The organism is Streptomyces sp. B5E4 (genome assembly GCF_039871555.1).
GTDB lineage: Bacteria > Actinomycetota > Actinomycetes > Streptomycetales > Streptomycetaceae > Streptomyces.
This window is the reverse complement of record NZ_JBDPMI010000028.1, coordinates 35,154-58,956: the sequence shown is the minus strand read 5'-3', so window position 1 is coordinate 58,956 and position 23,803 is coordinate 35,154. Positions and strand designations below refer to the sequence as shown.

General features: G+C 73.4%; 24 protein-coding genes and 1 riboswitch. Of the genes, 11 read left to right on the top strand and 13 right to left on the bottom strand.

The window, feature by feature from the left end; genetic code table 11:
• Nucleotides 1–128 precede the first annotated feature (128 nt).
• On the bottom strand, nt 129–1,118 hold the full coding sequence (locus ABGA99_RS28520; protein ID WP_347583722.1) for a zinc-binding dehydrogenase: 990 nt from the start codon (nt 1,116–1,118) through the stop codon (nt 129–131).
• A gap of 76 nt (nt 1,119–1,194) precedes the next feature.
• Nucleotides 1,195–2,346, bottom strand: a complete 1,152-nt coding sequence (locus ABGA99_RS28515) for an FAD-dependent oxidoreductase (protein WP_347583721.1) — start codon at nt 2,344–2,346, stop codon at nt 1,195–1,197.
• 105 nt (nt 2,347–2,451) lie between these two features.
• Here ABGA99_RS28515 and ABGA99_RS28510 point away from each other — a divergent pair, with 105 nt between their 5' ends.
• Together ABGA99_RS28510 and ABGA99_RS28505 are read left to right on the top strand one after the other, a co-directional pair.
• The gene (locus tag ABGA99_RS28510) at nt 2,452–3,177 is read left to right on the top strand and encodes a pentapeptide repeat-containing protein (protein WP_347575048.1); all 726 of its coding nucleotides are present in this window, start codon (nt 2,452–2,454) and stop codon (nt 3,175–3,177) included.
• Between the two features lie 84 nt (nt 3,178–3,261).
• On the top strand, nt 3,262–3,840 hold the full coding sequence (locus ABGA99_RS28505) for a Uma2 family endonuclease (RefSeq protein ID WP_347583720.1): 579 nt from the start codon (nt 3,262–3,264) through the stop codon (nt 3,838–3,840).
• Between the two features lie 21 nt (nt 3,841–3,861).
• Here the strand turns inward: ABGA99_RS28505 and ABGA99_RS28500 are convergent, their stop codons facing one another.
• Complete coding sequence (locus ABGA99_RS28500; protein WP_347575050.1) at nt 3,862–4,437, bottom strand: TerD family protein; 576 nt, start codon at nt 4,435–4,437, stop codon at nt 3,862–3,864.
• 169 nt (nt 4,438–4,606) lie between these two features.
• On the opposite strand from ABGA99_RS28500, the gene arfB reads away from it, so the two are divergent.
• A complete protein-coding gene (gene arfB, locus ABGA99_RS28495; RefSeq protein ID WP_347575051.1) occupies nt 4,607–5,038 on the top strand; it encodes an alternative ribosome rescue aminoacyl-tRNA hydrolase ArfB in 432 nt (143 codons plus the stop codon).
• A gap of 44 nt (nt 5,039–5,082) precedes the next feature.
• Here arfB and ABGA99_RS28490 read toward each other — a convergent pair whose 3' ends face one another.
• Nucleotides 5,083–5,622 carry a flavin reductase family protein gene (locus ABGA99_RS28490; RefSeq protein WP_347575052.1) on the bottom strand — a complete coding sequence of 180 codons (540 nt, stop codon included), beginning with the start codon at nt 5,620–5,622 and terminating at the stop codon, nt 5,083–5,085.
• A gap of 338 nt (nt 5,623–5,960) precedes the next feature.
• Here ABGA99_RS28490 and cdgB point away from each other — a divergent pair, with 338 nt between their 5' ends.
• On the top strand, nt 5,961–7,655 hold the full coding sequence (cdgB, locus tag ABGA99_RS28485) for a diguanylate cyclase CdgB (protein ID WP_347575053.1): 1,695 nt from the start codon (nt 5,961–5,963) through the stop codon (nt 7,653–7,655).
• Between the two features lie 184 nt (nt 7,656–7,839).
• A complete protein-coding gene (locus ABGA99_RS28480) occupies nt 7,840–8,817 on the top strand; it encodes a hypothetical protein (RefSeq protein WP_347583719.1) in 978 nt (325 codons plus the stop codon).
• Between the two features lie 80 nt (nt 8,818–8,897).
• On the opposite strand, the gene ABGA99_RS28475 is transcribed toward ABGA99_RS28480, so the two are convergent.
• From ABGA99_RS28475 to ABGA99_RS28455, 5 genes are all read right to left on the bottom strand, one after another.
• Entirely contained in the window at nt 8,898–9,749 is an 852-nt protein-coding gene (locus tag ABGA99_RS28475; protein ID WP_347583718.1) for a class II fructose-bisphosphate aldolase, read from the bottom strand.
• 2 nt (nt 9,750–9,751) lie between these two features.
• Nucleotides 9,752–10,744 carry a 1-phosphofructokinase family hexose kinase gene (locus tag ABGA99_RS28470; protein ID WP_347575318.1) on the bottom strand — a complete coding sequence of 331 codons (993 nt, stop codon included), beginning with the start codon at nt 10,742–10,744 and terminating at the stop codon, nt 9,752–9,754.
• Nucleotides 10,745–10,809: 65 nt separating this feature from the next.
• Entirely contained in the window at nt 10,810–12,009 is a 1,200-nt protein-coding gene (gene nagA / locus ABGA99_RS28465; RefSeq protein WP_347575056.1) for an N-acetylglucosamine-6-phosphate deacetylase, read from the bottom strand.
• Complete coding sequence (locus tag ABGA99_RS28460; RefSeq protein WP_347575057.1) at nt 12,009–12,938, bottom strand: ROK family protein; 930 nt, start codon at nt 12,936–12,938, stop codon at nt 12,009–12,011. The genes nagA and ABGA99_RS28460 overlap by 1 nt, the downstream gene beginning before the upstream one ends.
• Nucleotides 12,939–13,093: 155 nt before the next feature.
• Entirely contained in the window at nt 13,094–14,032 is a 939-nt protein-coding gene (locus ABGA99_RS28455; protein WP_347575058.1) for an SIS domain-containing protein, read from the bottom strand.
• 253 nt (nt 14,033–14,285) lie between these two features.
• Between ABGA99_RS28455 and ABGA99_RS28450 the strand changes: the two genes are divergently transcribed.
• The gene (locus ABGA99_RS28450; RefSeq protein WP_347575059.1) at nt 14,286–15,566 is read left to right on the top strand and encodes an extracellular solute-binding protein; all 1,281 of its coding nucleotides are present in this window, start codon (nt 14,286–14,288) and stop codon (nt 15,564–15,566) included.
• 65 nt (nt 15,567–15,631) lie between these two features.
• Here ABGA99_RS28450 and ABGA99_RS28445 read toward each other — a convergent pair whose 3' ends face one another.
• Entirely contained in the window at nt 15,632–15,871 is a 240-nt protein-coding gene (locus tag ABGA99_RS28445; protein ID WP_347575060.1) for a DUF3263 domain-containing protein, read from the bottom strand.
• A gap of 37 nt (nt 15,872–15,908) precedes the next feature.
• On the opposite strand from ABGA99_RS28445, the gene otsB reads away from it, so the two are divergent.
• Nucleotides 15,909–16,769: a trehalose-phosphatase gene (gene otsB / locus ABGA99_RS28440; RefSeq protein ID WP_347575061.1), complete on the top strand. Its 861-nt coding sequence runs from the start codon at nt 15,909–15,911 to the stop codon at nt 16,767–16,769.
• A gap of 63 nt (nt 16,770–16,832) precedes the next feature.
• Here otsB and ABGA99_RS28435 read toward each other — a convergent pair whose 3' ends face one another.
• Complete coding sequence (locus tag ABGA99_RS28435; protein WP_347575062.1) at nt 16,833–17,693, bottom strand: alpha/beta hydrolase; 861 nt, start codon at nt 17,691–17,693, stop codon at nt 16,833–16,835.
• Nucleotides 17,694–17,798: 105 nt separating this feature from the next.
• On the opposite strand from ABGA99_RS28435, the gene ABGA99_RS28430 reads away from it, so the two are divergent.
• Nucleotides 17,799–18,320, top strand: coding sequence for a CGNR zinc finger domain-containing protein (locus ABGA99_RS28430; RefSeq protein WP_347575063.1), 522 nt, complete (start codon nt 17,799–17,801; stop codon nt 18,318–18,320).
• 24 nt (nt 18,321–18,344) lie between these two features.
• Here the strand turns inward: ABGA99_RS28430 and ABGA99_RS28425 are convergent, their stop codons facing one another.
• Both ABGA99_RS28425 and ABGA99_RS28420 read right to left on the bottom strand, forming a co-directional pair.
• Entirely contained in the window at nt 18,345–19,772 is a 1,428-nt protein-coding gene (locus ABGA99_RS28425; RefSeq protein ID WP_347575064.1) for a trehalose-6-phosphate synthase, read from the bottom strand.
• A gap of 469 nt (nt 19,773–20,241) precedes the next feature.
• Nucleotides 20,242–21,246 carry a glucosyl-3-phosphoglycerate synthase gene (locus tag ABGA99_RS28420; protein WP_347575065.1) on the bottom strand — a complete coding sequence of 335 codons (1,005 nt, stop codon included), beginning with the start codon at nt 21,244–21,246 and terminating at the stop codon, nt 20,242–20,244.
• A gap of 180 nt (nt 21,247–21,426) precedes the next feature.
• Nucleotides 21,427–21,566: riboswitch (SAM riboswitch) on the top strand.
• A gap of 17 nt (nt 21,567–21,583) precedes the next feature.
• Here ABGA99_RS28420 and thrC point away from each other — a divergent pair.
• From thrC to ABGA99_RS28405, 3 genes are all read left to right on the top strand, one after another.
• Nucleotides 21,584–22,888 carry a threonine synthase gene (gene thrC, locus ABGA99_RS28415; protein WP_347575066.1) on the top strand — a complete coding sequence of 435 codons (1,305 nt, stop codon included), beginning with the start codon at nt 21,584–21,586 and terminating at the stop codon, nt 22,886–22,888.
• Complete coding sequence (locus ABGA99_RS28410; RefSeq protein ID WP_047017340.1) at nt 22,885–23,163, top strand: MoaD/ThiS family protein; 279 nt, start codon at nt 22,885–22,887, stop codon at nt 23,161–23,163. The genes thrC and ABGA99_RS28410 overlap by 4 nt, the downstream gene beginning before the upstream one ends.
• Nucleotides 23,164–23,559: 396 nt before the next feature.
• Nucleotides 23,560–23,763: a cold-shock protein gene (locus ABGA99_RS28405; protein ID WP_018839739.1), complete on the top strand. Its 204-nt coding sequence runs from the start codon at nt 23,560–23,562 to the stop codon at nt 23,761–23,763.
• Nucleotides 23,764–23,803 lie beyond the last annotated feature (40 nt).

The window sequence follows — 23,803 nt, the reverse complement described above, 5'->3', positions numbered from 1 at the left end:
AGAAGCCGGGGGGACGGTCCGCGGGCCACGGCCCGCGGACCGTTTTCCCGGTCTTCCGAAGGCTCCCCGCCGCGCGGAGGAGGGCCAGGCGGGCCCGGCCTGCCCGTCTGCCCGGCCGCCCGCACTCCCTACGGCTCCAGTACGACCTTCCCCACCGTCCCCCGCGTCTCCAGCGCCCGGTGTGCCTCGGCGGCCCGTGCCAGCGGATAGCGCTGCACCAGCGGCGTCCAGCGGCCCGTCGCCGCCTCCGTCAGCGCCGCTTCCTCCATCCGCCGCAGGGGGTCGTCGCCGCCGATGCGGCTGAGCCAGTCGGGGCCGAGGACGTTGACCGACGTAATGCCCCGCTCCGTCAGCTCCGCCTCGGTGAACTCCAGCGGCGTCCCCGACGACCAGCCCAGCACCAGGTGCCGCCCGCCGGGCGCGAGGAGGCCGGCGGCCGTGCGGGCGGCGGTGCCGCCGACCGTGTCGAGGAGCACCGTGGGCCGGCGGTCGCCGAGGGCGGCGCGTACGGCGTCGGGCCAGGCCGGGTCGGTGTAGTCGGCGGCGGCGTCCGCGCCGAGGTCCCGTACGCGCGCGACCTTCTGCGGACCGCCGGCCAGGCCCACCGCGTACGCGCCGAGGTTGCGGGCGTACTGGACCAGCAGCGAGCCGACACCGCCCGCCGCCGCCGTGACGATCACGACGTCGTCCGCCGTCACCTCGGCGAAGTGCAGGAAGCCCATCGTCGTCCGCCCCGTGCCGATCATCGCGACGGCCTCCGCGGCGTCGAGGGAGTCGGGCAGCGCGTGCAGCCGCTCCGCCTCGGTGACGGTCAACTCCGCGTAGCCGCCGGGGCGGAGCCCGATGTGGGCGACGACGCGGCGGCCCAGCCACTCCGGGTCGACGCCGTCGCCCACGGACTCGACGGTGCCGGCGACCTCGCGGCCGGGGATCGTGGGCAGGTCGGCGGGCGGCATGGGGCCGCCGGTCTCGCCGGCGCGCAGGAAGGTGTCGAGGAGGTGGACCCCGGCGGCGGCGACGGCGATACGTACCTGGCCGGGGCCGGGTACGGGGTCGTCGGTCTTCTCGTAGACGAGGTTCTCTGCGGGGCCGAAGGCGTGCAGTCGTATGGCGTGCATGAGGCCAGCAGACAACTTGAACAGAACTTCAGGTCAAGCGGGCGGGCCCCGGAAGCCGCGAGCACACCCCCCGCCGCTACGCCGCCGTGTCCAGCCGCCCCTCCGGCAGCGCCAGTCGCACCGCCTCGATCGCACTCGCGAACGCCACCTCGCTCAGCACCCCCGGCGCCGCCACCTGGTCCCCCGCCGGGTACACCCCGTCGCCCCGGTCCACCCCGGGCCGGTCGCGCCACGTGCTGCCCGGCGGGTCCACCGCACCCGTGCGGCCCGCGGCCAGCGCCTCGCGGCGCCACACCGTACGGTCCCGCCAGCACGGGTAGCCCAGGTCCAGCAGCTCCTCGGCCCGTGCCACACCCACCGCCTTGTTCTCCCCGGGAGCCACCGGCACCTGGCCCTGGACGAGCTGTTCGCCCGCGGGGGCAAGCGACGTGTCCCCGGCGGAGAAGCGCTCCACCCAGCCGGGGGCGTCGAGGTCGGAGACGACGAAGGCGTCGCCGCGGCGCCGGCGTACGGCGAGGTCGAGGAGGACCGTACGGCCCGAGGGCCAGGTCAGCGACGCGTCGCCGAGGAGCGCGCGGGCGGCGGGCAGCGAGGTGGCGACGACGACGGGACCGTCCTGCGGCAACTCGGCGACACGGGTGCCGATCTCGATCCGTACGCCGAGGTTCCACGCCATGCTCGCCATCCGGTCGACGACCGAACCCCAGCCGCCCACCGGGTAGTGCGCCTCGGGCGGCAGCGCGGTGGTGCGGCGCAGCCGCTCCTGGACGAAGGCGGCGGACAGGGAGCCCGGGTCGTGGTGGAAGAGCGCGACGGCGCTGTAGCGGGCGGCGGCCAGGGCACCGGCCTCACCGGCGATCTCCGCGGCCCAGCCGTGGAAGTCGCGGTCCACGGGCGCCTCGCGGCGGCGGACCAGGCGCAGCATCGCCGCCGGCGGCACCTTCCGCAGCCGGCCGTCGCGGCGGAAGCGGAACCGGGAGCCCTCCAGGGGCGGGATCGGGGCGAGCGGGCCGAGGAGGTGGCGCTTCTTGAGCCAGGCCCAGTGCGGGCCGCGGTAGTAGAGGGCGTGCGGTCCTTCGTTGGTGCGGTAGGGCGCGTCGGCGGTACGGGCCCGCCCCCCGACGGTGTGGTGCGCCTCGTACAGGGTGACGCGGGCGCCTGCCTCGGCGGCGGTGATGGCGGCGGTGAGCCCGGCCAGCCCGCCGCCGATGACGGAGATCCGTCGCATGTGGTGCTCCTCACCTGCGATATTGCCGTTCTGCGTAGGGGACACCGTGGGGGTCGGGAATGTGACATCGGGGCGCTGTCAGTGTCGTAGGTCACGATGGGGCGCATGACGAGGCGGAAGACGGTCAAGGCGCCGCGGCGGCCCGCGGTGCGGCTCCCCGGGTCCCTGGAGCGCTACGGGGCGGGGGACGAGGGCGCCGCGGGGACGTACCGGCCGGCGGACCTGGAGCCCGACGGGGACTACGACGCGCTGGAGTTCGCCGGGCTCGACCTGACCGGGGCGGACGGCGCGGGCGCGCGCTTCATGGACTGCGCGCTGCGCCGCTGCGTGCTGGACGCGGCGCGGCTGCCGAGCGCGCGGCTGATCGACTCGGTGCTGGAGGAGGTGCGCGGCGCGGGGACGGACCTGGCGGGGGCGACGCTGCGGGACGTGGAGCTGACGGACACCCGGCTGGGCGGCGTGCAGTTGCACGGGGCGACATGGGAGCGGGTGGTGGTGCGGGGCGGCAAGGCGGACTTCCTGAACCTGCGGGGGGCGCGGCTGACGGACGTCGTGTTCGAGGACTGCGTGCTGACGGAGCCGGACTTCGGCGACGCCCGGCTGGAGCGGGTGGCCTTCGAGGGCTGCGCGATCCAGCGCGCGGACCTCTCCGGCGCCCGCCTGACGGACGTCGACCTCCGCCGCGCCGCGGAGCTGACCCTCGAACGCGGCGTGGACCGCCTCGCCGGCGCGGTCATCAGCCCCGGACAACTCCTCGCCCTGGCCCCGGTCTTCGCCGCTCAGGTGGGCGTGGAGGTCCTGCCGGCGGACGACGTGCAGAAACGTCACTGAACACCCGTTCGGGTGACGTGGTCGCCGATGCGGTCACACGATCTCGCCTACGCTGAAAGCGTCCTTCCCACGAAGGAGGTCATCATGGCTTTGACGATTCCCGAGCGCGAGGTGCTCGTGACTGCAAACGACCCGGTAGAGGACGCCTTCTTCGCGGCAAGCGCAGCCGTTCCGAAAGGGCGGCGCGTGGAACTGATCGAAGGGCAAATCCACGTGACGCCTCCGGCCAACGGTGAACACGAAGAAATCGTCTCCGGGGTCAACGAGCAGGTTCGCGACCATCGCAGAGACCTGCGGTTGTACCAGGGGATTGGGCTGGAACTCCCGGGCGCCGACCTCACGGAGCGGGTGATTCCGGACCTAGTGGCGGCACCCAAGCGCAGTTTTGACGCCGAAGTCGAATGGCATCAGCCGCACGCCGTCGTGCTTGTCGCCGAAGTCACCTCGAAGTCCACGGCCGAGAACGACCGCGTCAAGAAGCTCAGCGGTTACGCGCGCGCCGAGATCCCGGTCTACGTGCTCGTCGACCGGGAAGAAGGCGTCGTTTCAGCGTACAGCGAGCCGAGCGGAGGGAAGTACACACGCAACGAGCAGGTGGCGCTGGGCATGAAGCTCACGCTGCCCAAGCCGTTCGACTTCGAGCTGGACACCGCCGACTTCTGACCCCGCGCCCGGGGGCCCGGCTCAGACGCTGACGCCGAAGTCCTGGGCGATGCCCGACAGGCCCGAGGCGTAGCCCTGGCCCACCGCGCGGAACTTCCACTCCGCGCCGTTGCGGTACAGCTCGCCGAAGACCATCGCGGTCTCCGTCGCCGCGTCCTCGGTGAGGTCGTAGCGGGCGATCTCCGTGCCCCCGGCCTGGTTCACGACGCGGATGAACGCGTTGCGCACCTGGCCGAAGTTCTGGCTGCGGGTCTCGGCGTCGTAGATCGAGACCGGGAAGACGATCTTGTCGATCTCGGCCGGCAGACCGGCGAGGTTGACGTTGATCTGCTCGTCGTCGCCCGCGCCCTCGCCGGTGACGTTGTCACCGGTGTGCACGATCGTCTGGTCCGGCGACTGCCGGTTGTTGAAGAAGATGAAGTGCTGGTCGGAGAAGACCCTGCCTTCGGCGTTCACCGCGATGGCGCTCGCGTCGAGGTCGAAGTCCACCCCGGTGGTGGTGCGGACGTCCCAGCCGAGACCGACCGTGACGGCGGTCAGCCCGGGGGCTTCCTTGGTGAGCGATACGTTGCCGCCCTTGGACAGGCTTACGGGCATGGGGAGTCCCCTCCTGGTTCTGGCTCCACGTGCCGGAGCCACGTCTACGGACCACAACGCCGGGGTGCCCTACCCGGTTCCACGCACCGTATCCCTGCCACTTCCGGGCGACTTCCGGGTGACGCAAACGACGTGACAGGTCGAACATCCGCGCGGGATCATGGGAGACATGTCCGGTCCCTACCGCATCCGCGGCTCGGTCGCCCTGCCGGAGGCCGAGCTGCTGTGGCGTTTCTCGCGTTCGTCCGGACCGGGCGGTCAGCACGTGAACACCAGCGACACCCAGGCGGAGGTCCGCTTCGACCTCGCGCGTACGCAGGCGCTGCCGCCGGTGTGGAAGGAGCGGGCCCTGGAGCGGCTCGCGGACCGGCTCGTCGACGGGCACGTCGTGGTGCGGGCGAGCGAGCACCGCTCGCAGTGGCGCAACCGCGAGACCGCCGCCGTACGGCTCGCCGCGCTGCTCGCGGAGGCCACGGCGCCGCCGCCCGCGCCGCGGCGGAAGCGGAAGGTCCCCCGGGGGGTCAACGAGCGCAGGCTCCGGGAGAAGAAGCAGCGGTCCGACGTCAAGCGCGGCCGCACGGGCCGCGGCTGGGGCCAGTAACTCCCGCCGGCTCCCGCCCGTCGCCAACGCGAGGGTGCGAACGCTCAGCCCAGCGTCCGGTACCGCCCCCGGAAGTACGTCAGCGGGCTGCCGTCCGAGCTGGGCTGCGTCGCGCTCAGCACGCGCCCGATCACCAGCGTGTGGTCCCCCGCGACCACCCGCTGCTCCGTCCGGCACTCCACCGTCGCCAGGGCCCCGCCCACCAGCGCGCATCCGGTGATCTCGCCGCGCGTGTACGGGATGTCGTCGAACAGCAGCCGGTCGCTGATCCGCCCCTTCATCGCGAACCGCCCGGCGATGTGCCGCTGGCTCTCGGAGAGCACGGAGGCCGCCCACTCCTCGCGCTCCGTCAGCAGCTCGTCCATGCGGGAGCCGTTGCGGACGCTGACCATCACCAGCGGGGGGTCCAGGGACACCGACAGGAACGCGGTCGCCGTCATCCCCACGTCCTCGCCGTTCAGGCCGGGGTCCGGGTCGTACGCCGTGACCAGCACCACGCCCGCGGCCAGCCGGCTCATGGCCGCCCGGAACTGCTCGTCGCTCACCCCGACAGGATGGTCCACAGTTTGCGTCTCATGCAGCACGCTTCGAACGGTAACGGGGCGGACGGGCTCCGGGCATCGGGCCGAGGACGGAGCGGAGTCCTAGGTCTCCGCCCCGCCCCACCTGCCACGTGACCCGCACGGACCCCGCCGCGCGGCCCCCTCCGCCCCACCCGGCGCAAAGCCCCCGCTGACCGGCGTGCGACTCTTGGGCGCACGCCGGTTAACACCTCCCCACCCTGTGACTTGAGTCACAGAGAGCATCCAATGTTGACCCTGTGTACCCGCCGAAGAGCTGGCTGTGATTCAGTGGCCGTGTCGTTGGTGAAATTCCACGCGGGGGTCTCCCGCCGAGGTCGGGGCGAGACGGGAGGGCAGGTATGGAGACGGAGGCAGAGCCTTACGTAAGGCTGGCGAGCCTGCGCCGGTTGCATCAGGTCCTCGCGGACCTCAACCAGACGCGCAGTCTTGCCGACACACTCCAGAGCGTCGCGGACGGGCTCGTCGCCCTCGGGTACGAGGTGTCCGCGGTGAACCTCGTACGGCCCGACGGCGACCTCGTCGTCGCCGCCGTCGGCGGCGATCCGACCGCCGAGGCGATCATGGCGGGCCGGGTCGGTCCGCGCCAGGCGTGGGAGCGCCGGCTCCACATGGGCGTCGCGTGGGGCGAGCTGCGGTACATACCCCACAGCGAAGGCTGGGTGCTCGACGACGACGAGGTCCCGCAGACCCATCCCGTTGTCCCGCCGCCCTCCGCCCCCGGTGACTGGGTCACCGGCGACCGGCTCTTCGCGCCGATCTACGACGCCGGCCGCGAGCTGCTCGGCGTCCTGTCCGTCGACAAGCCGGCCAACGGCCGGGTGCCGACCCCCTGGGGGCGCGAGGCCCTGCAGATGTACGCCTCGCAGGCCGCCATAGCGATCACCAACGCCCGGCTGCGGGCCAACATGCAGCGCGCGCTGGTGCGTCTGGAGCGCGAGCAGCAGGCGCTGCGCGCCAGCGAGGAGAGCTTCCGCCAGGCCTTCGAGTACGCGCCCAGCGGCATGGCCGTCGCCGAGATGGGCGGCGACGACCACGGGCGGCTGATCCGTACGAACGACGCGCTGTGCCGGCTCCTGGGCCGCCAGCCCTCCAGCCTGCGCCGGCTGTCGTTCTCCGACCTGGTCCACCCCGAGGACGTCGGCACCCTGCTGCGCACCTTCGCCGAGGGCGGCAAGGCCGAGCTGCGCCTCGCCCGCCGCGACCACACGTACCTCTGGGTGAGCCTGCGCAACTCGGTGGTCGCCGACGCCGCCGACGGGCCGCGCTACCTCCTCACCCACGTCGAGGACATCGAGGAGCGCAAGCGCCACGAGGCGCAGCTCGCGCACCGCGCCAGCCACGACTCGCTCACCGGCCTGCCGAACGCCGCCGAGCTGCGCGCCCGGCTCACCGCCCGGCTCTGCGACCGGCCGCCGGAGCTGTACACGGGCGCGGTCAGCCACTCCGCCGCCGGGCTGCCGGGGCCGCGCGGCCGGGCCATCGTCGGCGCCGGGCGGATGCCCGGAGACGTCGACAGCAACGGCCACGGCTTCGGGACCGACGGCGCCGAGGAGCTGTGGGCGGGACCCGGTCCGTACGAGCACCATGTGCACGCCATGGTCCCCGAGGGCGGCGGCGGGGAGTCCGCGGGCAAGGGGCTCGCGGTGCTCTTCTGCGACCTCGACGGCTTCAAGTCCATCAACGACCGCTTCGGCCACAACACCGGCGACGCCGTGCTCATCGCCGTCGCGCAGCGGCTGACCCACGCGGTCCGCGACGGCGACACCGTCGCGCGGCTCGGCGGCGACGAGTTCGTGGTGCTGGCCGACGGCCTGACGCCCGGCGGCGCCGAGGACCTGGCGGTGCGGCTGCGGAACGCGATCATCCCGCCGATCCGGGTCGACGGCCGGGGGGTGCGGGTGGGCGCGAGCATCGGCACCGGCTGGGCGATGTGCGGGATGTCGACGGAGGAGATCCTCAGCTCGGCGGACCAGCTCATGTACCGCGAGAAGCGGGCCCGCTCGCAGGGCCGCTCGCACCGCCGGGCAGGCTAGTGGCGGCCGTACGGGCCGGGGGCGGCGCCGCCCCGCGGTCGTGCGTCGGCCACAGGCGGCCGTCGTGGCTTCGTCCACAGTCGACCGAAGGAACGCTCGGGTACTGCTCCGGACGGGGTAGGCTCGGCCTCTGGCCGGCGGCTCGCCGGCCGGGACGCAACGCCCACCAGGGAGTGAGAGGGAGATGACGGCCGGCCACCACGGTGCGGGCTCACCGCCCGAGGACGACGACCCCTTCGCCCACCTGTACCGCCCCGAGGGCGGTGCCGCGCCGGTTCCGGGTCCGGGAGAGGGCGCGGCCCCCACCCCGGGTGTGCCGCGCACGTCGTACACCCAGGTCAGGGCCGTCGGCGAGCGGACGTACGGCGGTCAGCAGGCCGCGCACCAGGTGCCGCCCCAGCAGGCGTATCCGTACGGGCAGTCCAGCCCCAGCCCGCACTACGCCGCGCCCGAGACCTACGGCGGCCCCCCGCCGCAGCCCCCGCCCTTCCCGCCCGGCGGCCCCGGCGAGGGCCCGCGCCGCAGACGCGGCGGCGGGCGGAACGGGCTGATGCTCGGCGCGGTCGCCGTGGTCGCCACGGTCGTGATCGCCATCGTCGCCGCGGTGCTCTTCAGCGGCGACGGGGAGGACTCGGACGTCGGCGGCGGCGACTCGCAGTCCGCGGCCCCCAGCCCCGACGGCAAGGGCGACGACGAGCCCAAGAACGGCGACGACAAGCCGAAGAAGGACCCCACCGCCCCGCCCGCCGAGGACGCCGCGAAGCTGGCGCTGGCCGGCGGCGCGGTCGTCGGCAGCGACACGAACGTCTCCGAGGACGGCCCGTACGTCCACGGCCTGGAGAACCAGGGCGCGTCCGCGACCTGGAAGCCCGAGGTCGGCGAGGCGGGGGAGTACACGCTCTTCGTCGACTACAGCGTGCCGGGCAAGGACGCCGAACTCACGCTCACGATCAACGGTCAGTCGGACGGCCGGACGGTGAACCTGGAGAACTTCGCGAAGGCGAAGAAGGGTGACTGGCTGGCCGGCTGGACCCGGTCCTACTCGTGGATCTCCCTGGACGAGGGCGCCAACGAGATCACGCTGTCCTGCGAGTCGGGCAACAAGGAATGCCAGAGCGCGATCGGCAAGGTGGAGCTCAAGAAGGGCCAGGTCACGTCGTAGACCTGCCGGAGCCTCGGCCCGGTACGGGCCCGCCGCGACGCACCATGCGCGCGCCGGGCCCGTCGTCGTCCCCGCGGCCGTCAGCCGCCGACGACCTCCAGGAACCGGCGTACGGTCGCCGCCATCGCGTCCCGTCCCGGCGCCAGGTACGTGCGCGGGTCCACCACGTCCGGGTGCGCGTCCAGATGGGCGCGGGCGGCGCCGGTGAACGCGGTGTTCAGGGCCGTACCGACGTTGATCTTCACCATCCCCGACGCCACCGCCTGCCGCAGCTCCCCGTCCGGCACCCCGGACGAGCCGTGCAGCACCAGCGGCACCGCGACCGCGGCCCGCAGCCGGCCGATCAGCTCGTGGTCCAGCGCCGCGGTGCGCTCGGTCATCGCGTGCGAACTGCCCACCGCGACGGCCAGTGCGTCGACCCCGGTGTCCGTGACGTACGCGACGGCCTCGTCCGGGTCCGTACGCACTCCGGGCGCGTGCGCGTCGAGCGGCGCCTCGCCCTCCTTGCCGCCGACCTTCCCCAGCTCCGCCTCGATCCAGATGCCGTGCTCGTGCGCCCAGCGCACCGCCTCCGCGGTGGCCGTGACGTTGTCGTCGTACGACAGCCTGGAGGCGTCGAACATCACCGAGCTGAAGCCCAGCCCGTGCGCCGAGCGCATCAGTTCGGCGGAGACGACGTGGTCCAGGTGCAGCGACAACTGCGCGGACGAGGCGCGCGCCACGGCCGCCGTGGCGGCGGCGATCGGCGTGAGCCGGCCGCCGTGGAACCGTACGGCGTTCTCCGAGATCTGCAGCACCGCGGGCGCGCCCGCGGCCTCCGCGCCGGCGGCGATGGCCTCGGCGTGCTCCAGTGTGATGACGTTGAAGGCGGGCACGCCCTGACCCGCGGCGCGGGCCGCGGCGACGAGTTCCCCGGTGGTGGTGAGTGGCATCTTCAGGCCCCATCCCGGGCCGCACCGCGGCCCGACGTGATCTCGATGCGCGGCAGCGTCTCCGCGTAGACGGCGGTGTCGAACTCGCCCGCCACGGGCGCGGCGACGGTCGCCGCGGACAGCGCCACCGCGCGGGCGAGCCGGGCGGGCCAGTCCAGACCCTCGGCCAGCCCGGACAGCAGCCCGGCGACGGCGGAGTCGCCGGCGCCGGTGGGGTTGCCCGGCACGTGCCGCGGCGGTGCGGCGCGCCAGGTGCCGTCGGCGGTGACGGCGAGGAGCCCGTCGGCGCCCAGCGAGGCGACGACGGCGTGGGCGCCGCGGCGGCGGGCGTCGTCGGCGGCGCGCAGCGGCTCGGTGGCGCCGGTGAGCTGGGCCAGCTCCTCGGCGTTGGGCTTGACGAGGTCGGGTCCCGCGGCGACGCCGCGGCGCAGCGGTTCGCCGCTGGTGTCGAGGAGTACGGGCACGCCTGCGGCGTGCGTGGCGCGTACCAGCTCGGCGTACGCGTCCACGGGCACGCCGGGCGGCAGGCTGCCGCACAGTGCCACGGCCCGCACGGGCGCGGCGGCTTCGCCGGTACCCGCGCCCGTGTCCTTGAGCAGCGCCGCGTACGCGTCGAGGAACGCCGCCCACTCCTCGGCGGTGACCTCGGGCCCGGCCTCGTTGAGCTGGGTGGTGTCGCCCGTACTGCCGTCCACGACGGCGACCGTGCGCCGGGTGTTGCCCGCGACGGAGACGAGCGCGTCGGTCACGGATCCGCCGGCCGCCGACCCCGGTTCCGCGGCCAGCAGCGCGCGGACGTGCGCGCCCGTGGGGCCACCGGCCAGGCCGGTGACGGTCACGGGATGGCCGAGCGCGGCGAGCACGCGGGCCACGTTCAGGCCCTTGCCGCCGGGCCGCTCCGTGACGTCGGTGATGCGGTGCGACGCGTGGGCACGCAGCCGCGGCACCCGGTACGTGACGTCGAGTGCGAGATTGAGTGTGACGGTGAGGAACATATGCGCGAAGGATCCTGCCATGGTGCCCCGATGCCGTCGACGGCACGCGCCGCCGACGGCGCGCCTCAGCTACCGGGTTCGACGATCCACGCACCCTTGCGCATGATCCCGACGAGAGCGAACCGGGCGTCGAGCACGACGAGGTCCGCGTCCTTTCCGGGCTCCAGCGAGCCGATCCGGTCGTACGCGCCCAGCACCTTCGCCGGCGTCGCCGACAGCGCCTCCACGACGTCCCCGATCGGCAGGCGGTCGACGGTGACCGCCCGGTGGAACGCGGTGTCCAGCGTCAGCGTGGAGCCGGCGATCGACCCGCCGTCGACCAGCCTCGCCACGCCGTCCCGCACGTCGACCTCCATCGGGCCGAGCGGGTAGCGGCCGTCGCCCATGCCGGCGGCGCCCATCGCGTCGGTGATGAACGCGACCCGGCCGGCCCCGGCGGTCCGGAACGCCAACTGCAGCACCGCCGGGTGCAGATGCACGCCGTCGTTGATCAGCTCGACGGTGACCCGCTCGTCCTCCAGCAACGCGGCGACCGGCCCCGGCGAGCGGTGGCCGAGCGCGGGCATGGCGTTGAAGAGGTGGGTGGCGACGGTGGCGCCGGCCGCGACGGCCTCCTGCACGGCGTCGTACGAGGAGTCGGTATGGCCCACGGCGGCGATGACGCCGCTGTCGGCGAGGAGGCGCACGGAGTCGAGCCCGCCCGGCAGCTCCGGCGCCAGCGTGAGCATCCGGGTCTGCCCGCGGCCGGCCTCGACGAGCTTGCGCACGTCGGCGGGCGCGGGGTCGCGCAGTAGCGCGGGCTGGTGCGCGCCGCAGCGGTGCGGGGAGATGAACGGGCCCTCGAAGTGGATGCCGGCCAGCTCGCCGTCCTCGGCCAGCTCGGCGAGGACGCCGGCCTGCCGGGCGAGGTCGTCCAGGTCGCCGGTGACGGTGGAGGCGAGCATGGTGGTGGTGCCGTGGCCGCGGTGGGTGTCGATGACGGTGCGGGCCTGCTCGTGGGTGCCGCCGGAGAACGAGGCGCCGCCGGCGCCGTGCACGTGGATGTCGACGAAGCCGGGGACGATCCAGTGCCCGGAGAGGTCGAGCGCCGCGGGCCCGCCGTCGTCCCGCGGTTCGCCGGGACCCCGCGCCGTGCCGGCCCGCGGTGCCACCGAGGCGATCCGCCCGTCCGCGACGGTGAGCCGGGCGTCCTCTACGGTGCCGGCCGGCTGGACCACACGGGCGCCGGTGAGCACCGTGCCGCCCTCCCGCATCGAATCCCGCATCAGGCGGTTACCTCCGTGGCGAGTAGGTCCCAGGCGAGCTGCCCGGCGCCCAGGCAGGCGGCGGCGTCTCCCAGCTCCGCCGGGACGATCTGGGGGAATGTCTGGAACGTGATGCGCGCCCGGACGGCGCGTGTGAGCGGTACGAACAGGGTCTCGCCGGCCTCGGCGAGGCCGCCGCCGACGACGATCCGGCGGGGGTCGAGCAGGGTGATGCCGGTGATCAGGCCGCCGGCGAGGGCGTCGACGGCGTCCTGCCAGACGGCCTCGGCCAGCGGGTCGCCGGACTCGACGGCCTTGGCGCAGTCCGCGGCGGTCGCGCCGGGGTCGCCGCAGGCGGTGGCCCACGCCTCGCCGACGGCGGAGGCGGAGGCCAGCCGCTCCAGACAGCCGCGCTGCCCGCAGCCGCAGGGCGGCCCGTCGGGGCGTACGACGACGTGGCCGATCTCGCCGGAGCCGCCGTGGGCGCCGGGCTCGATCCGGCCGTCGATGCCGATGGCGGCGGCGATGCCGGTGCCCAGCGCGAGGAACAGGAACCGGTCCACGCCCCGCGCCGCCCCGAGCCGGCCCTCGGCGAGCCCGCCGGTGCGCAGGTCGTGGCCGACGGCGACGGGGCAGGTCAGCCGCTCGCCGAGGAGGCGGCGAAACGGTACGTCGCGCCAGCCGAGGTTCGCCGAGAACACCGCGACGCCCTCGGCGTCGTCCACGATCCCGGGCACCGCGACGCCGGCGGCGACGGCCGGTTCGCCGTACTTCTCCACGCCGGTGTCCCGCAGATCGGCGGCGAAGTCCAGCACGGCGGCGACGACGGCCTCGGCCCCCGCCTCGCGCGGGGTGGGCCGGCGGGTCTCGTGGAGCAGCGCGCCGTCCGCCCCGACGAGGGCGGCTTTCATCCCGGTGCCGCCCACATCCAGGGCGATGACGTGTCTCACGGGGGACAGTCTCGCCCGTAAAGAGGCGAGAGGTCTAGTCCAGTCGCGATGACGGGTCCGGTTTTCCCCGGTATCCGGTTGAGTGCCCCCGTGGGACGGGGGAGCGAGGGCGGACGGACGGCGTAGCCGAAGGGCGTACGTGACCGCGCGATCGCCTACCGCAGGACGACGCTGCGCGTCAGGTTCCGGGGGCGGTCCGGGTCGTATCCCTTCGCCTCCGCCACGGCCACCGCCAGCCGCTGCGCCCGTACCAGGTCCGCCATCGGGTCCAGCCCCCGCGCCGTCGACCCCGCGCTCAGATGGCCGCCGACCCGGCCCACGTCCGCCGCCAGCCCCTCCGGCAGCTCGCCGAAGTGCCACACCGCCCGCCCGGGGCCGGTGATCGCCATCGGCCCGTGCCGGTACTCCATCGCCGGGTAGCTCTCCGTCCATGCCCCGGCCGCCTCGCGCATCTTCAGCGCCGCCTCCGCCGCCAGACCGCAGGTCCAGCCCCGGCCCAGGAACGTCCACTGCACCGCCGCCGCCAGCTCCGGCGGCAGCGGCTGCGTCACCGCCAACTCGGCGTCGACCGCGGCGTCCGTGACGGACTTCACCCCCGCCGCCGGCGGCCCGTGCAGTTCGAGACCGGCGCGCAGCAGCGCCAGCGCCGTCGTCGCGAACCGGGTCTGCACCACCGACTCCTCGTCCGCGTACGCCAGCGTGACCAGCGCGTCCGCGGCCGTGGCGACCGGCGTCCCCGCGTCCGCGGTGAGGGCGGTGGTCGCGGTCCCGGCGGCCCCGTTCCGTACCGCCGCGAGCAGGTCCAGCACCTCGGTCGTCGTCCCGGACCGGGTGATCGCCACCATCCGGTCGTACTGCCGGCCGGCCGGGAACTCCGAGGCGGCGTAGGCGTCCGTGTGCCCCTGGCCCGCCGCCTCCCGCAGCCCGGCGTACGCCTGCGCCATGAACCACGACGTGCCGCAGCCGACCACCGCGACCTTCTCCCCGGGGTGCGGCAGCCCGGCGACGGTCGCCGCCTCCTGCCGGGCTCGGCGCCAGCAACTCGGCTGGGTGGCTATCTCGGCGGCGGTGCGGGACGGCTCTGCGGCTGCCATGAGGTGCGGCTCCCTGGGTGTGCTCGTGGACGTACGTCGCCACGCGCGTCGTTGCGATCGTGGGTGCTTTCGTGCCGTTCCGCGGTCGTTGGTGTGCGGTTCAGCTCGCCGCCTCCCTATCAGGCCGGTACCCCGTGCGGCAATGGCACGAAGGGGAGGTGGTTACGGAAGTGATATCCGTCTGGTGTAGACCTGGGAGGGGCGTTCCGGTCAGACTCGCCCCCTCAGATAATTCTGAAGGTGGGCTAAAGCTGTGCAGCGGCGTGGATTTCTGAAGGCGGCAGCCGGTGCCGCGGGAGCGGCTGCCCTGCCGCTGAGCGCGTGTGGGGACGGCAGCGGCGGCGGTGACGTCACGCTGAAGCTGGTGGCCGCCGAGTACGGCACGGGCGAGTCCGACACCGCCCGGCGCTACTGGGAGCAGTTGGCCGCGAAGTTCTCCAACGACACTCCGGGCATCTCGGTCGATATCGAGATCATCCCGTGGGAGGACATCGACGCCAAGGTCGACAAGATGGTCAAGGACGGCAACCCGCCGGACATCGCGCAGATGGGCCCGTACGCCGAGTACAGCTCCCGCGACATGCTCTACAGCACCGACGAGTTGCTCTCCATCCCCACCCAGGCCAACTTCGTGCCCAACCTCGCCGCCGCCGGCGAGGTCAACCGCGTCCAGTACGGCATGCCGTTCGTCTCCAGCTCGCGGCTGCTCTTCTACAACAAGTCGCTCTTCGAGGACGCGGGCCTGAGCACGGACCCCGAGGACGCACCCGAGGACTGGGACGGACTCCTCGACGTCGCGCAGGCGCTCAAGGACACCGGGGTGAAGGTCCCGTACGCGCTCCCGCTCGGCCCCGAGGAGGCCCAGGGCGAGACGCTGATGTGGATGATCAGCGGCGGCGGCGCGTACACGGACGACGTCGGCAGCTACACGATCGACTCCGAGCAGAACATCCACACCTTCAACTGGATACGCGACAACCTCGTCGGCGCCGGCCTCACCTACGCCGCGCCCTCCGAGACCAACAGACGCACCGCCTTCGCCGACTTCGTCAAGGGCGACGTCGGCATGATCTTCGGCCACCCGACGCTGATGCAGGAACTGCGGCGGGAGAAGGTCGACTTCGGCATCGCCCTGAAGCTGCCCGGACGCGACGGGCCCTCGGAGGCGACGATGGGCGTCGCCGACTGGATCATGGCGTTCAAGGCCAACGGCCACCGCTCCCAGATCGGCAAGTTCCTCAACGTCCTCTTCGACGACACCAACGTGCTGAAGTTCGCGCAGCGCTACGACCTGCTGCCGACGACGGTCTCCGGGGTGGACAAGCTGAGCCGGGGCCGCAAGGACCTGCAGCCGTTCCTGGACCAGCTCCAGTCCGCGGTCTTCTACCCGGACAACAAGACGTCGTGGGCGCGGGTGAACGCGGAGCTGAAGAAGCAGATAGGCAAGGCGGCCGAGTCGGGCGGCGAGCCCCCGGAGCGGGTGCTGACGAACCTGCAGAGCATCGCGGAGTCGGCCTCCACGACGGAGGAGTGAGCCGCCCCCGGTCGTTGCCGGTCGTACGGGCCCCGCGGCCCCCCGGATCCGGGGGCAGGCGCGCGTCAGCCCTCCCGGGCGTCGCGGCGGGCCTGCCGGACACGGCGCAGGCGATTGACGGTCACCGGATCGTGCTCCTGTGCGCGGGGGTCGTCCAGGAGCGCGTTGAGAAGCTGGTAGTACCGCGTCGGGGAGAGCCCCAGGCGCTCCCGTATCGCCCGTTCCTTCGCGCCCGGACCCGGCCACGCGCGCTTCTCCAGCGCGAGGATCGCCACGTCCCGCTCGGTCAGCACAGCCTCCGACATGCCCTGCACGTTACCGCGGGCCGGTAGGGTCCTGGACATGGGCAGCACCTCCGCAGCACAGCTCCCCGTTCCGCGTACCGAGGCGGGCCGCGCCGGCCTCGCGGCGCTCCTCGCCGGCCCGGAACAGGCCCTCGTCGCCTTCGACTTCGACGGCACCCTCGCCCCGATCGTCCCCGACCCCGACTCCGCGCGGGCCCACCCCGGCGCCGTACCCGCGCTGGCCCGGGTCGCGCCGCGCGTCGGGACCGTCGCCGTCATCACCGGCCGGCCCGCCGCCGTCGCCGTGCGGTACGGCGGCTTCGCCGGCGTCGCGGGCCTGGCGCACCTGCGCGTCCTCGGCCACTACGGCGACGAGCAGTGGGACGCCGCCACCGGCACCCTGCGCACGCCCGACCCGCACCCCGGCGTGGCCGCGGTGCAGGCCGAGCTGCCGGGCGTGCTGGAGACGGCGGGCGCCTGGCGGGGCACGTGGATCGAGGACAAGGGCCGCGCCGTCGCCGTCCACACCCGCCGCGCCGACAACCCCGCCGAGGCCGCCGACGCACTGCGCAAGCCGCTGGACGACCTGGCGGCGGCCCACGGCCTCGTGGTCGAGCCGGGCCGCTTCGTCCTCGAACTCCGCCCTCCCGGCATGGACAAGGGCCGCGCCCTGACGGCCCTGACCCGCGAGACCGGCGCCCGCACCGTCCTCTACGCCGGCGACGACCTCGGCGACCTCGCGGCCTACGACGCCGTGGACGCACTGCGCCCGGAGGGCGTCGCCGGCCTGCTGGTGTGCAGCGCGGCGACGACGGGCGAGGGCGCGGACGCGCTGGCGGACCGCGCGGACCTCACGGTCGACGGACCGCAGGGCGTGGTGGACTTCCTGACGGCCCTGGCGACGGCCCTCGGCACGTAGCCCCGGGCCGTCAGGCCCGCAGTCCCGCGCCGTCAGCCGCCGCCGGGCCGCCGTCGCCCCCCGTCAGTCGGAGAGCCGGCGCAGGAAGTCCCGTATCAGCCCGGCGCTCTGCGCGAACCGTGTCGTCAGCGGGAAGTGACCGGCGTCCAGCAACTGCACCTGCGCGTCCTTCGCGTCCCGGGCGAAGGCGCGCGCCCCGTCGGCCCCGAAGATCTCGTCGTGCCGTCCCCAGGCCGCGAGGACCGGCGGCTGCTGCACGCGCAGATACTCCTGCCAGTCGGCGTACCGGCCGGGGTTCGTGCCGTAGTCGAGGAACAGGTCGAGCTGGATCTCCTGGTTGCCCGGCCGGTCCAGCAGAGCCTGGTCGTGCACCGCCAGCGCCGGGTCGACCAGCGAGGTGTCCGGGACGCCGTGGCCGTACTGCCAGTGCGTGGCGTCCGGGGTGAGGAGCGAGCGCAGCGCGTCGCGGTTGGCCGGCGTGGGGTCGGCCCAGTAGGCGCGGATCGGGGTCCAGAAGGGGGTGAAGCCCTCGTCGTAGGCATTGCCGTTCTGGCTGACGATGCCCGTGATGCGCTCGGGGTGGCGCAGGGCGAGGCGGAAGCCGACCGGGGCGCCGTAGTCGTGGACGTAGATCGCGTGGCGCCGGACGCCGAGCTGATCGAGCAGCTTGTCGACGACGTCGGCGAGATGGTCGAAGGTGTATGCCCACTCGCCGGCCGGCGGCGCGGAGCTGAGCCCGAAGCCGGGGTAGTCGGGGGCGATCAGGTGGAACTCGTCGGCCAGCTCCGCCATCAGCGGCGCGAAGCCGACGGAGGAGGTCGGGAAGCCGTGCAGCAGCACGAGCGTCGGCGCACCCGGGTCGCCGGCCTCCCGGTAGAAGACGTCGAGGCCGTCGATGCGGGCGGTGCGGTGGCGTACGGTCACGGCGAACTCCAACCATCTAAATGAACTTGAACGGTTATCGACGAGAGAAACCTAACCCGCCCCCGCCAACCCGTCAACTCCACTTCAACGGTTACACTGGCTCGTATGGCACGACCGCTGACCGGCGAACCGCTGGCCCTGGACCTGGTGAACACCTGGTGGATCGACCAGGGGAGCCCCGTCGACTTCTTCTACGAGCCCGGCGGCGTCAGCAGCTGGCTGGGCGAGCACGGCCTGTCCGGCCCCGCGGCCGGCGCCCCCGACCCCGCCGCCGTACGCGAGCCGCTGACCGCCGCCCGCGCCGCCCTGCGCGCCGCCCTCGACGGGGACGAGCAGCCGCTCGACGAGATACTGGCCCACGGCGCCCGCCGCCCCCTGCTGCGCGCCGGCCGCGCCACCTCGGAGGTCGTCGTGGACGACCCCGCGTGGCTGCCGGCCTGGATCGCCGCGGCCGATCTGGTCCGGCTGTACGAGGAGCACCCGGAGCGGGTCCGCGGCTGTGCGAACCCCGAGTGCGTGCTGTGGTTCTACGACATCAGCAAGAACGGCCGCCGCCGCTGGTGCTCGATGGAGGGATGCGGCAACCGCGCCAAGGCGGCCCGCTTCCAGGAGCGCCACCGCCGCTGACGGCGGCGCGGCAGTTACCGCGGACTACCCCCGCAGCGCGTCCAACTGCGCCAGGAACCACGCCTGCGGCGGCAGCGCCGTCGCCGCCCCCGCCAGCCGCTTCGTCCGCCGGGCGCGTTCGTCGCGCGGCATCGACAACGCCGCGTGCAGCGCCTCCGCCGTGGCCTCCACGTCGTACGGGTGCACCACGAGCGCGTCCTCGCCGAGGTCCGCGTACGCGCCCGCCTCCCGCGACAGCACCAGCGCGCAGCCGTCGTCCGAGACCACCGGGATCTCCTTCGCGACCAGGTTCATCCCGTCCCGTAGCGGATTGACCAGCGCCACGTCCGCCAGCCGGTACGCGGCGAGCGAGCGGGCGAAGTCGTCCTCGACGTGCAGCACGACCGGCTGCCAGCCGTCCGTCCCGTACGCCTCGTTGATCTCCTCGGCGATGCGGCGCACCTCGGCGGTGTAGTCCCGGTACACGGCCAGGTCCTGCCGCGACGGATACGCGAACGCCAGCTTCACCACCCGCCCGCGCCACTCCGGCCGCGCTTCCAGCAGCCGCCGGTACGCGAGCAGCCCGCGGACGATGTTCTTCGACAGCTCGGTCCGGTCCACCCGCACGACGACCTCGCGGTCCGCGCCGCCGATCTGCTCGCGCAGGGCCGCCATCCGCTCGGCCACGTCCGGCCGCCGCGACCGCTCGCGCAGAAAGTCGGCGTCGGCGCCGAGGGCGTGCACGTCGACCCGGGTGGTCCGCTCCCTCCGCGCCTCCTCCCCGGCCCAGGCGACATTCGCCTCACCGCCCAGCACGTCGCGGCAGCACCCGGCGAACGCCTCGGCCCACCTGCGGGTGTGGAAGCCGACGCGGTCGGCGCCGAGCAGCCCGCGCAGGAGGGCGGCGGCGACGTCGTCGGGGAGGAGCCGGAAGTACTCCGGGGGTGCCCAGGGGGTGTGGGTGAAGTGCGAGATACGCAGGTCGGGGCGGCGCTCGCGGAGCATCCCGGGCACGAGACACAGGTGGTAGTCCTGCACGAGCACCGCCGCGCCCTCGGCCGCGCCGTCGGCGAGGGCGTCGGCGAAGGCGCGGTTGTAGGTCTCATACGCGGCCCACTGGCGGCGGAACTCCGCGTCGAAGACGGGCGAGACGGGGATGTCGTAGAGCATGTGGTGGACGAACCACAGGACGGAGTTCGCGACGCCGTTGTACGCGTCGTGAAAGACGTCCGGGTCGATGCCGAGCATCCGCACCCCCGGCTCGGCCACCCCCCGCCGCACGGCCTCCCGGTCCCCGTCACCGAGCGCGGCACACACCCACAGCGCCCCGGCCTCGGGCCCCACGGCACTGAGCCCGGAAACGAGCCCGCCACCGCCTCGCTTGGCGGCGAGTTCCCCGTCGTCACCGACGGCGTACGAGACGGGCCCGCGGTTGGAGGCGACGAGCAGGGGAGCACCGGGGGACGCGACCATGCGCCGAGCCTAGCCACGCCGGGGCCCTCCGAAACGCAAGCGAGGCGGTGTGGCCGATACCGGTGGGGGCACGTGGGGCGGTGGGGCCGGGGGAGGCCGGAAGTTCGAGGGCCGGGAGGGGCCGGGGTTCGAGGGTGTGGCGCGGCCCTCGCGTGGGGTTGGGCCGGAGCCCGGTCGGGGTCTGGGCGCGGAGCCCCGAGGAGGTTGAGGACGGAGCCCGTGGGAGTCCGGAACTGAGCCCGGCCGCGGCCCGGGGGCGGAGCCCCAAAGGGTTCGGGACGGAGTCCCGTGGGGGGCCGGGGCGCAGCCCCGCCGGGGTCCCGGGGCGGAGCCCCGAGGGGGTTCGGGGGCGGAGCCCCCGGCGGGTCTCGGGGCGCAGCCCCGAGTTTCGGGAAGGGGCGGGTACGGGGATCCCCCTCCTCCCAGCTCAGCCCCGTAGCCCCCCCGGGTGTCGCCCGCCCGGCGAGGGCTACGCCACCGTCGTTCCCGGCTCCGCCTCTCCGCCGCGGCCCGCCCGACGAGGGCTCCGGTACTCCCGGATCTCCCCCATCGGCGGCCGCTCCTCCGTGTCCACCCCGTACGTCCGCGGCTCGAACGCCCCGTCAGCCCCCCGGTCGAACTGCGTCAGCCGCGGCCGCACCAGGTGCCCCCGCGCCAGCCGCAACTGCGCCGTGCGGTAGATCGCCGCCGCCATGCGCCCCAGCGCGCGGTCGTCCTGGTGGCGGTGGCGGCGGACGCCGACGTCGACCTGGGCCAGCGCGTCCAGCCCCACGGTGTGCAGCGCGTCGACGAGCAGGCCCAGCTCCACCCCGTACCCGACGGGGAACGGCAGCCGCTCCAGCAGCGACCGCCGCGCCGCGTACTCGCCCCCGAGCGGCTGGACGAAGCCGGCCAGCAGCGGCCAGTGCAGGTTCAGCAGCGGCCGTGCCACCAGCTCGGTCACCCGTCCGCCCTGCGCCGCCGGGGCGGTGTCCAGGGGCCTGTCGTAGACCGCCTTCACGAATTCCACGTCCGGCTCCGTGAGCAGCGGCCCCACGATCCCGCTCACGAACGCCGTGTCGAAGTCCCGGAGGTCCGCGTCCACGAAGCACACGATCTCGCCGCTCGTCACCAGCAGTGACCGCCACAGCACCTCGCCCTTGCCCGGCACCGCCGGCATCCGCGGCAGCACGTCGTCGCGGTGCACGACCCGCGCGCCGGCCGCGGCGGCGACCTCCGCCGTACGGTCCGTGGAGCCGGAGTCCATCACGACCAGTTCGTCGACGAGCCCGCCGCCCTCGGCGGACGTCATCAGCTCCGCGCGGATCGCCGCGACGATCGCCCCGACCGTGGCCTCCTCGTTGAGCGCGGGCAGCACCACGCTCACCGTCCCGCGTGCCCCCAGCGCCCGCTTGGCCGCCAGCAGCCGCGCGGGCGGCCGGTCCGCCGCGGACCAGGACCGCGTCCTCAGCCACTGCTCCACGTCATCGAGCACCTGCGGGCCTCCCCTTGCCGGTGGTCCTGTGCGGTGTGAGAGCCGTCTCGCGTAGCGGACGGCCCTCACAACTGTCCTGGTCGTCGGTTACAGTCTTGAACAACGTGCGTGACGTCCCTATGTCGGGGTCCGCGCTCGGACAAAAGCGCCGGACGGCTCCGCCGGTCCTGCGCCATACAGAGCTCATCCAGAGGGGCAGAGGGAACGGCCCGTTGAAGCCCCGGCAACCCTCCGTCCGGTACTCGCGACGCTGCGAGGCCCCGGACGGTGATGGTGCCAATTCCGTCCTGCGGCGAGACGCGTCGCGGGGAAGATGAGGAGAGAGGGCCTCGCCAGTATGGCTGTAGACACAGCTCCCACCCCCACCGCCGTCGACGGCGCCCCTGATCTGGGCCCTGCCGTCGCGCTGTCGTGCCGGGAGTGCGGGGAGCGGGTGCCGCTGGGTCCGGTGTTCGCGTGCCAGTCGTGTTTCGGGCCGCTGGAGGCGGCGTACGAACTTCCCGGCGGTGACGCCGAGTCCGCCGCCCGGCTCCGTGCCCGTATCGAGGCGGGTCCCCGGAGCATCTGGCGGTACGCGCCGCTGCTGCCGGTCCCCGCCGACGTGGCCGGCAAGCCGAACCTGAACCCGGGCTTCACCCGGCTGCACCGCGCCGACCGGCTCGCCGCCGAGCTGGGCGTGACCGGCGGGCTGCACGTCAAGGACGACTCGGGCAACCCGACGCACTCCTTCAAGGACCGCGTCGTCGCGATCGCCGTCGAGGCGGCCCGCGCCTTCGGCTTCACCACCCTGTCCTGTTCCTCCACCGGCAATCTGGCGGGCGCGGTCGGCGCGGCCGCGGCCCGGGCGGGGCTGCGTTCGTGCGTGTTCATCCCGTACGACCTGGAGCACGCGAAGGTCGTCATGGCCGCGGTCTACGGCGGTGACGTCGTCGGCATCGAGGGCACGTACGACGACGTGAACCGCTTCTGCTCCGAGTTGATCGGTGACCCGATCGGCGAGGGCTGGGGTTTCACGAACGTCAATCTGCGCCCGTACTACGCGGAGGGTTCCAAGACCCTCGCGTACGAGATCTGCGAGCAGCTCGGCTGGCGGCTCCCGGACAACATCGTCATCCCGGTCGCCTCCGGCTCCCAGCTCACGAAGATCGACAAGGGGCTGAAGGAGCTGATCGCGACGGGGCTGGTCGAGGAGCGTCCGTACAAGATCTTCGGCGCCCAGGCGGCGGGCTGCTCCCCGGTCTCGCGGGCCTTCAAGGACGGCCACGACGTGGTACGTCCCGTGCGGCCCGACACCATCGCCAAGTCCCTCGCCATCGGCAACCCGGCCGACGGCCCGTACGTCCTGGACATCGCCCGCCGCACCGGCGGCGCGGTGGAGGACGTGACGGACGCCGAGGTCGTGGACGCGGTGAAGCTGCTGGCCCGTACCGAGGGCGTCTTCGCGGAGACGGCGGGCGGCGTGACCTTCGGCGTGCTGGCGAAGCTCGTCGCGGACGGCCGGATCGACCCGGCCGAGACCACCGTCGCGATCAACACCGGCGACGGTCTGAAGACCCTCGACGCGGTCGCTCCCACCACGGGGCCGAGCGCGATCATTCGTCCCACACTCGACTCCTTCCGAGAGGCCGGCCTCGCATCATGAGCGTGAACGTCCGAATTCCGACCATCCTCCGTACGTATACCGACGGGCGGGCAGAGGTGAGCGCCGAGGGCGCGACCCTGGCCGAGGTGATCGAAGACCTGGAGAAGAACCACCGCGGCATCGCCGGCCGGGTGCTGGACGATCAAGGCAAGCTGCGCCGTTTCGTGAACGTCTATGTGAACGACGACGACGTCCGCTTCGCCGATGGCCTGCAGACTCCCACTCCCGAGGGGGCCGGGATCTCGATCATTCCGGCGGTCGCCGGAGGCTGCTGAACCCCGCTTGCGTGTGTGCGGCCCCACTGATCCGGAGTGGGGCCGTTCGCATGTCCGTGCACGCGATAGGGTTGGGGCGTTCCCCCCTCGTGGCCCATGCTCCACGCATATGAGAACGCGACAAGTTCCCCGCGAATGCGGAGAGTTAATTGTCGTGATGGTGAGTTATGCCCTGCCCGAGTTGTCATGGAACGGCGGAGTTTGATCGGAAAAATACCGATCAGGTGTCCGCAGAATTCTCGTCCGATTGACCTGTTGCACTGGGCATCTGTGCGGATACATTCAGCCGCGGTCGACGCGTTCCGGCGCACGCCCCGGCGTGTATCCGGGGGTGAGGTCTGACCCGGGTCCGCGGAGTGCGGTCCTGTGTAAAGGCCAGCAATAGGGGAGTTTGGAATGGCTCAGGGCACCGTCAAGTGGTTCAACGCGGAGAAGGGGTACGGCTTCATCGCGGTCGACGGTGGTGCGGATGTCTTCGTCCACTACAGCGCGATTCAGATGGACGGATACCGCACCCTCGAGGAAGGCCAGCGGGTCGAGTTCGAGATCTCGCAGGGCCAGAAGGGGCCGCAGGCAGACATGGTCCGCGTCAGCGGCTGAGCGCCGGGCATCGACCACGGACGACTCGCGACGGGCCCGC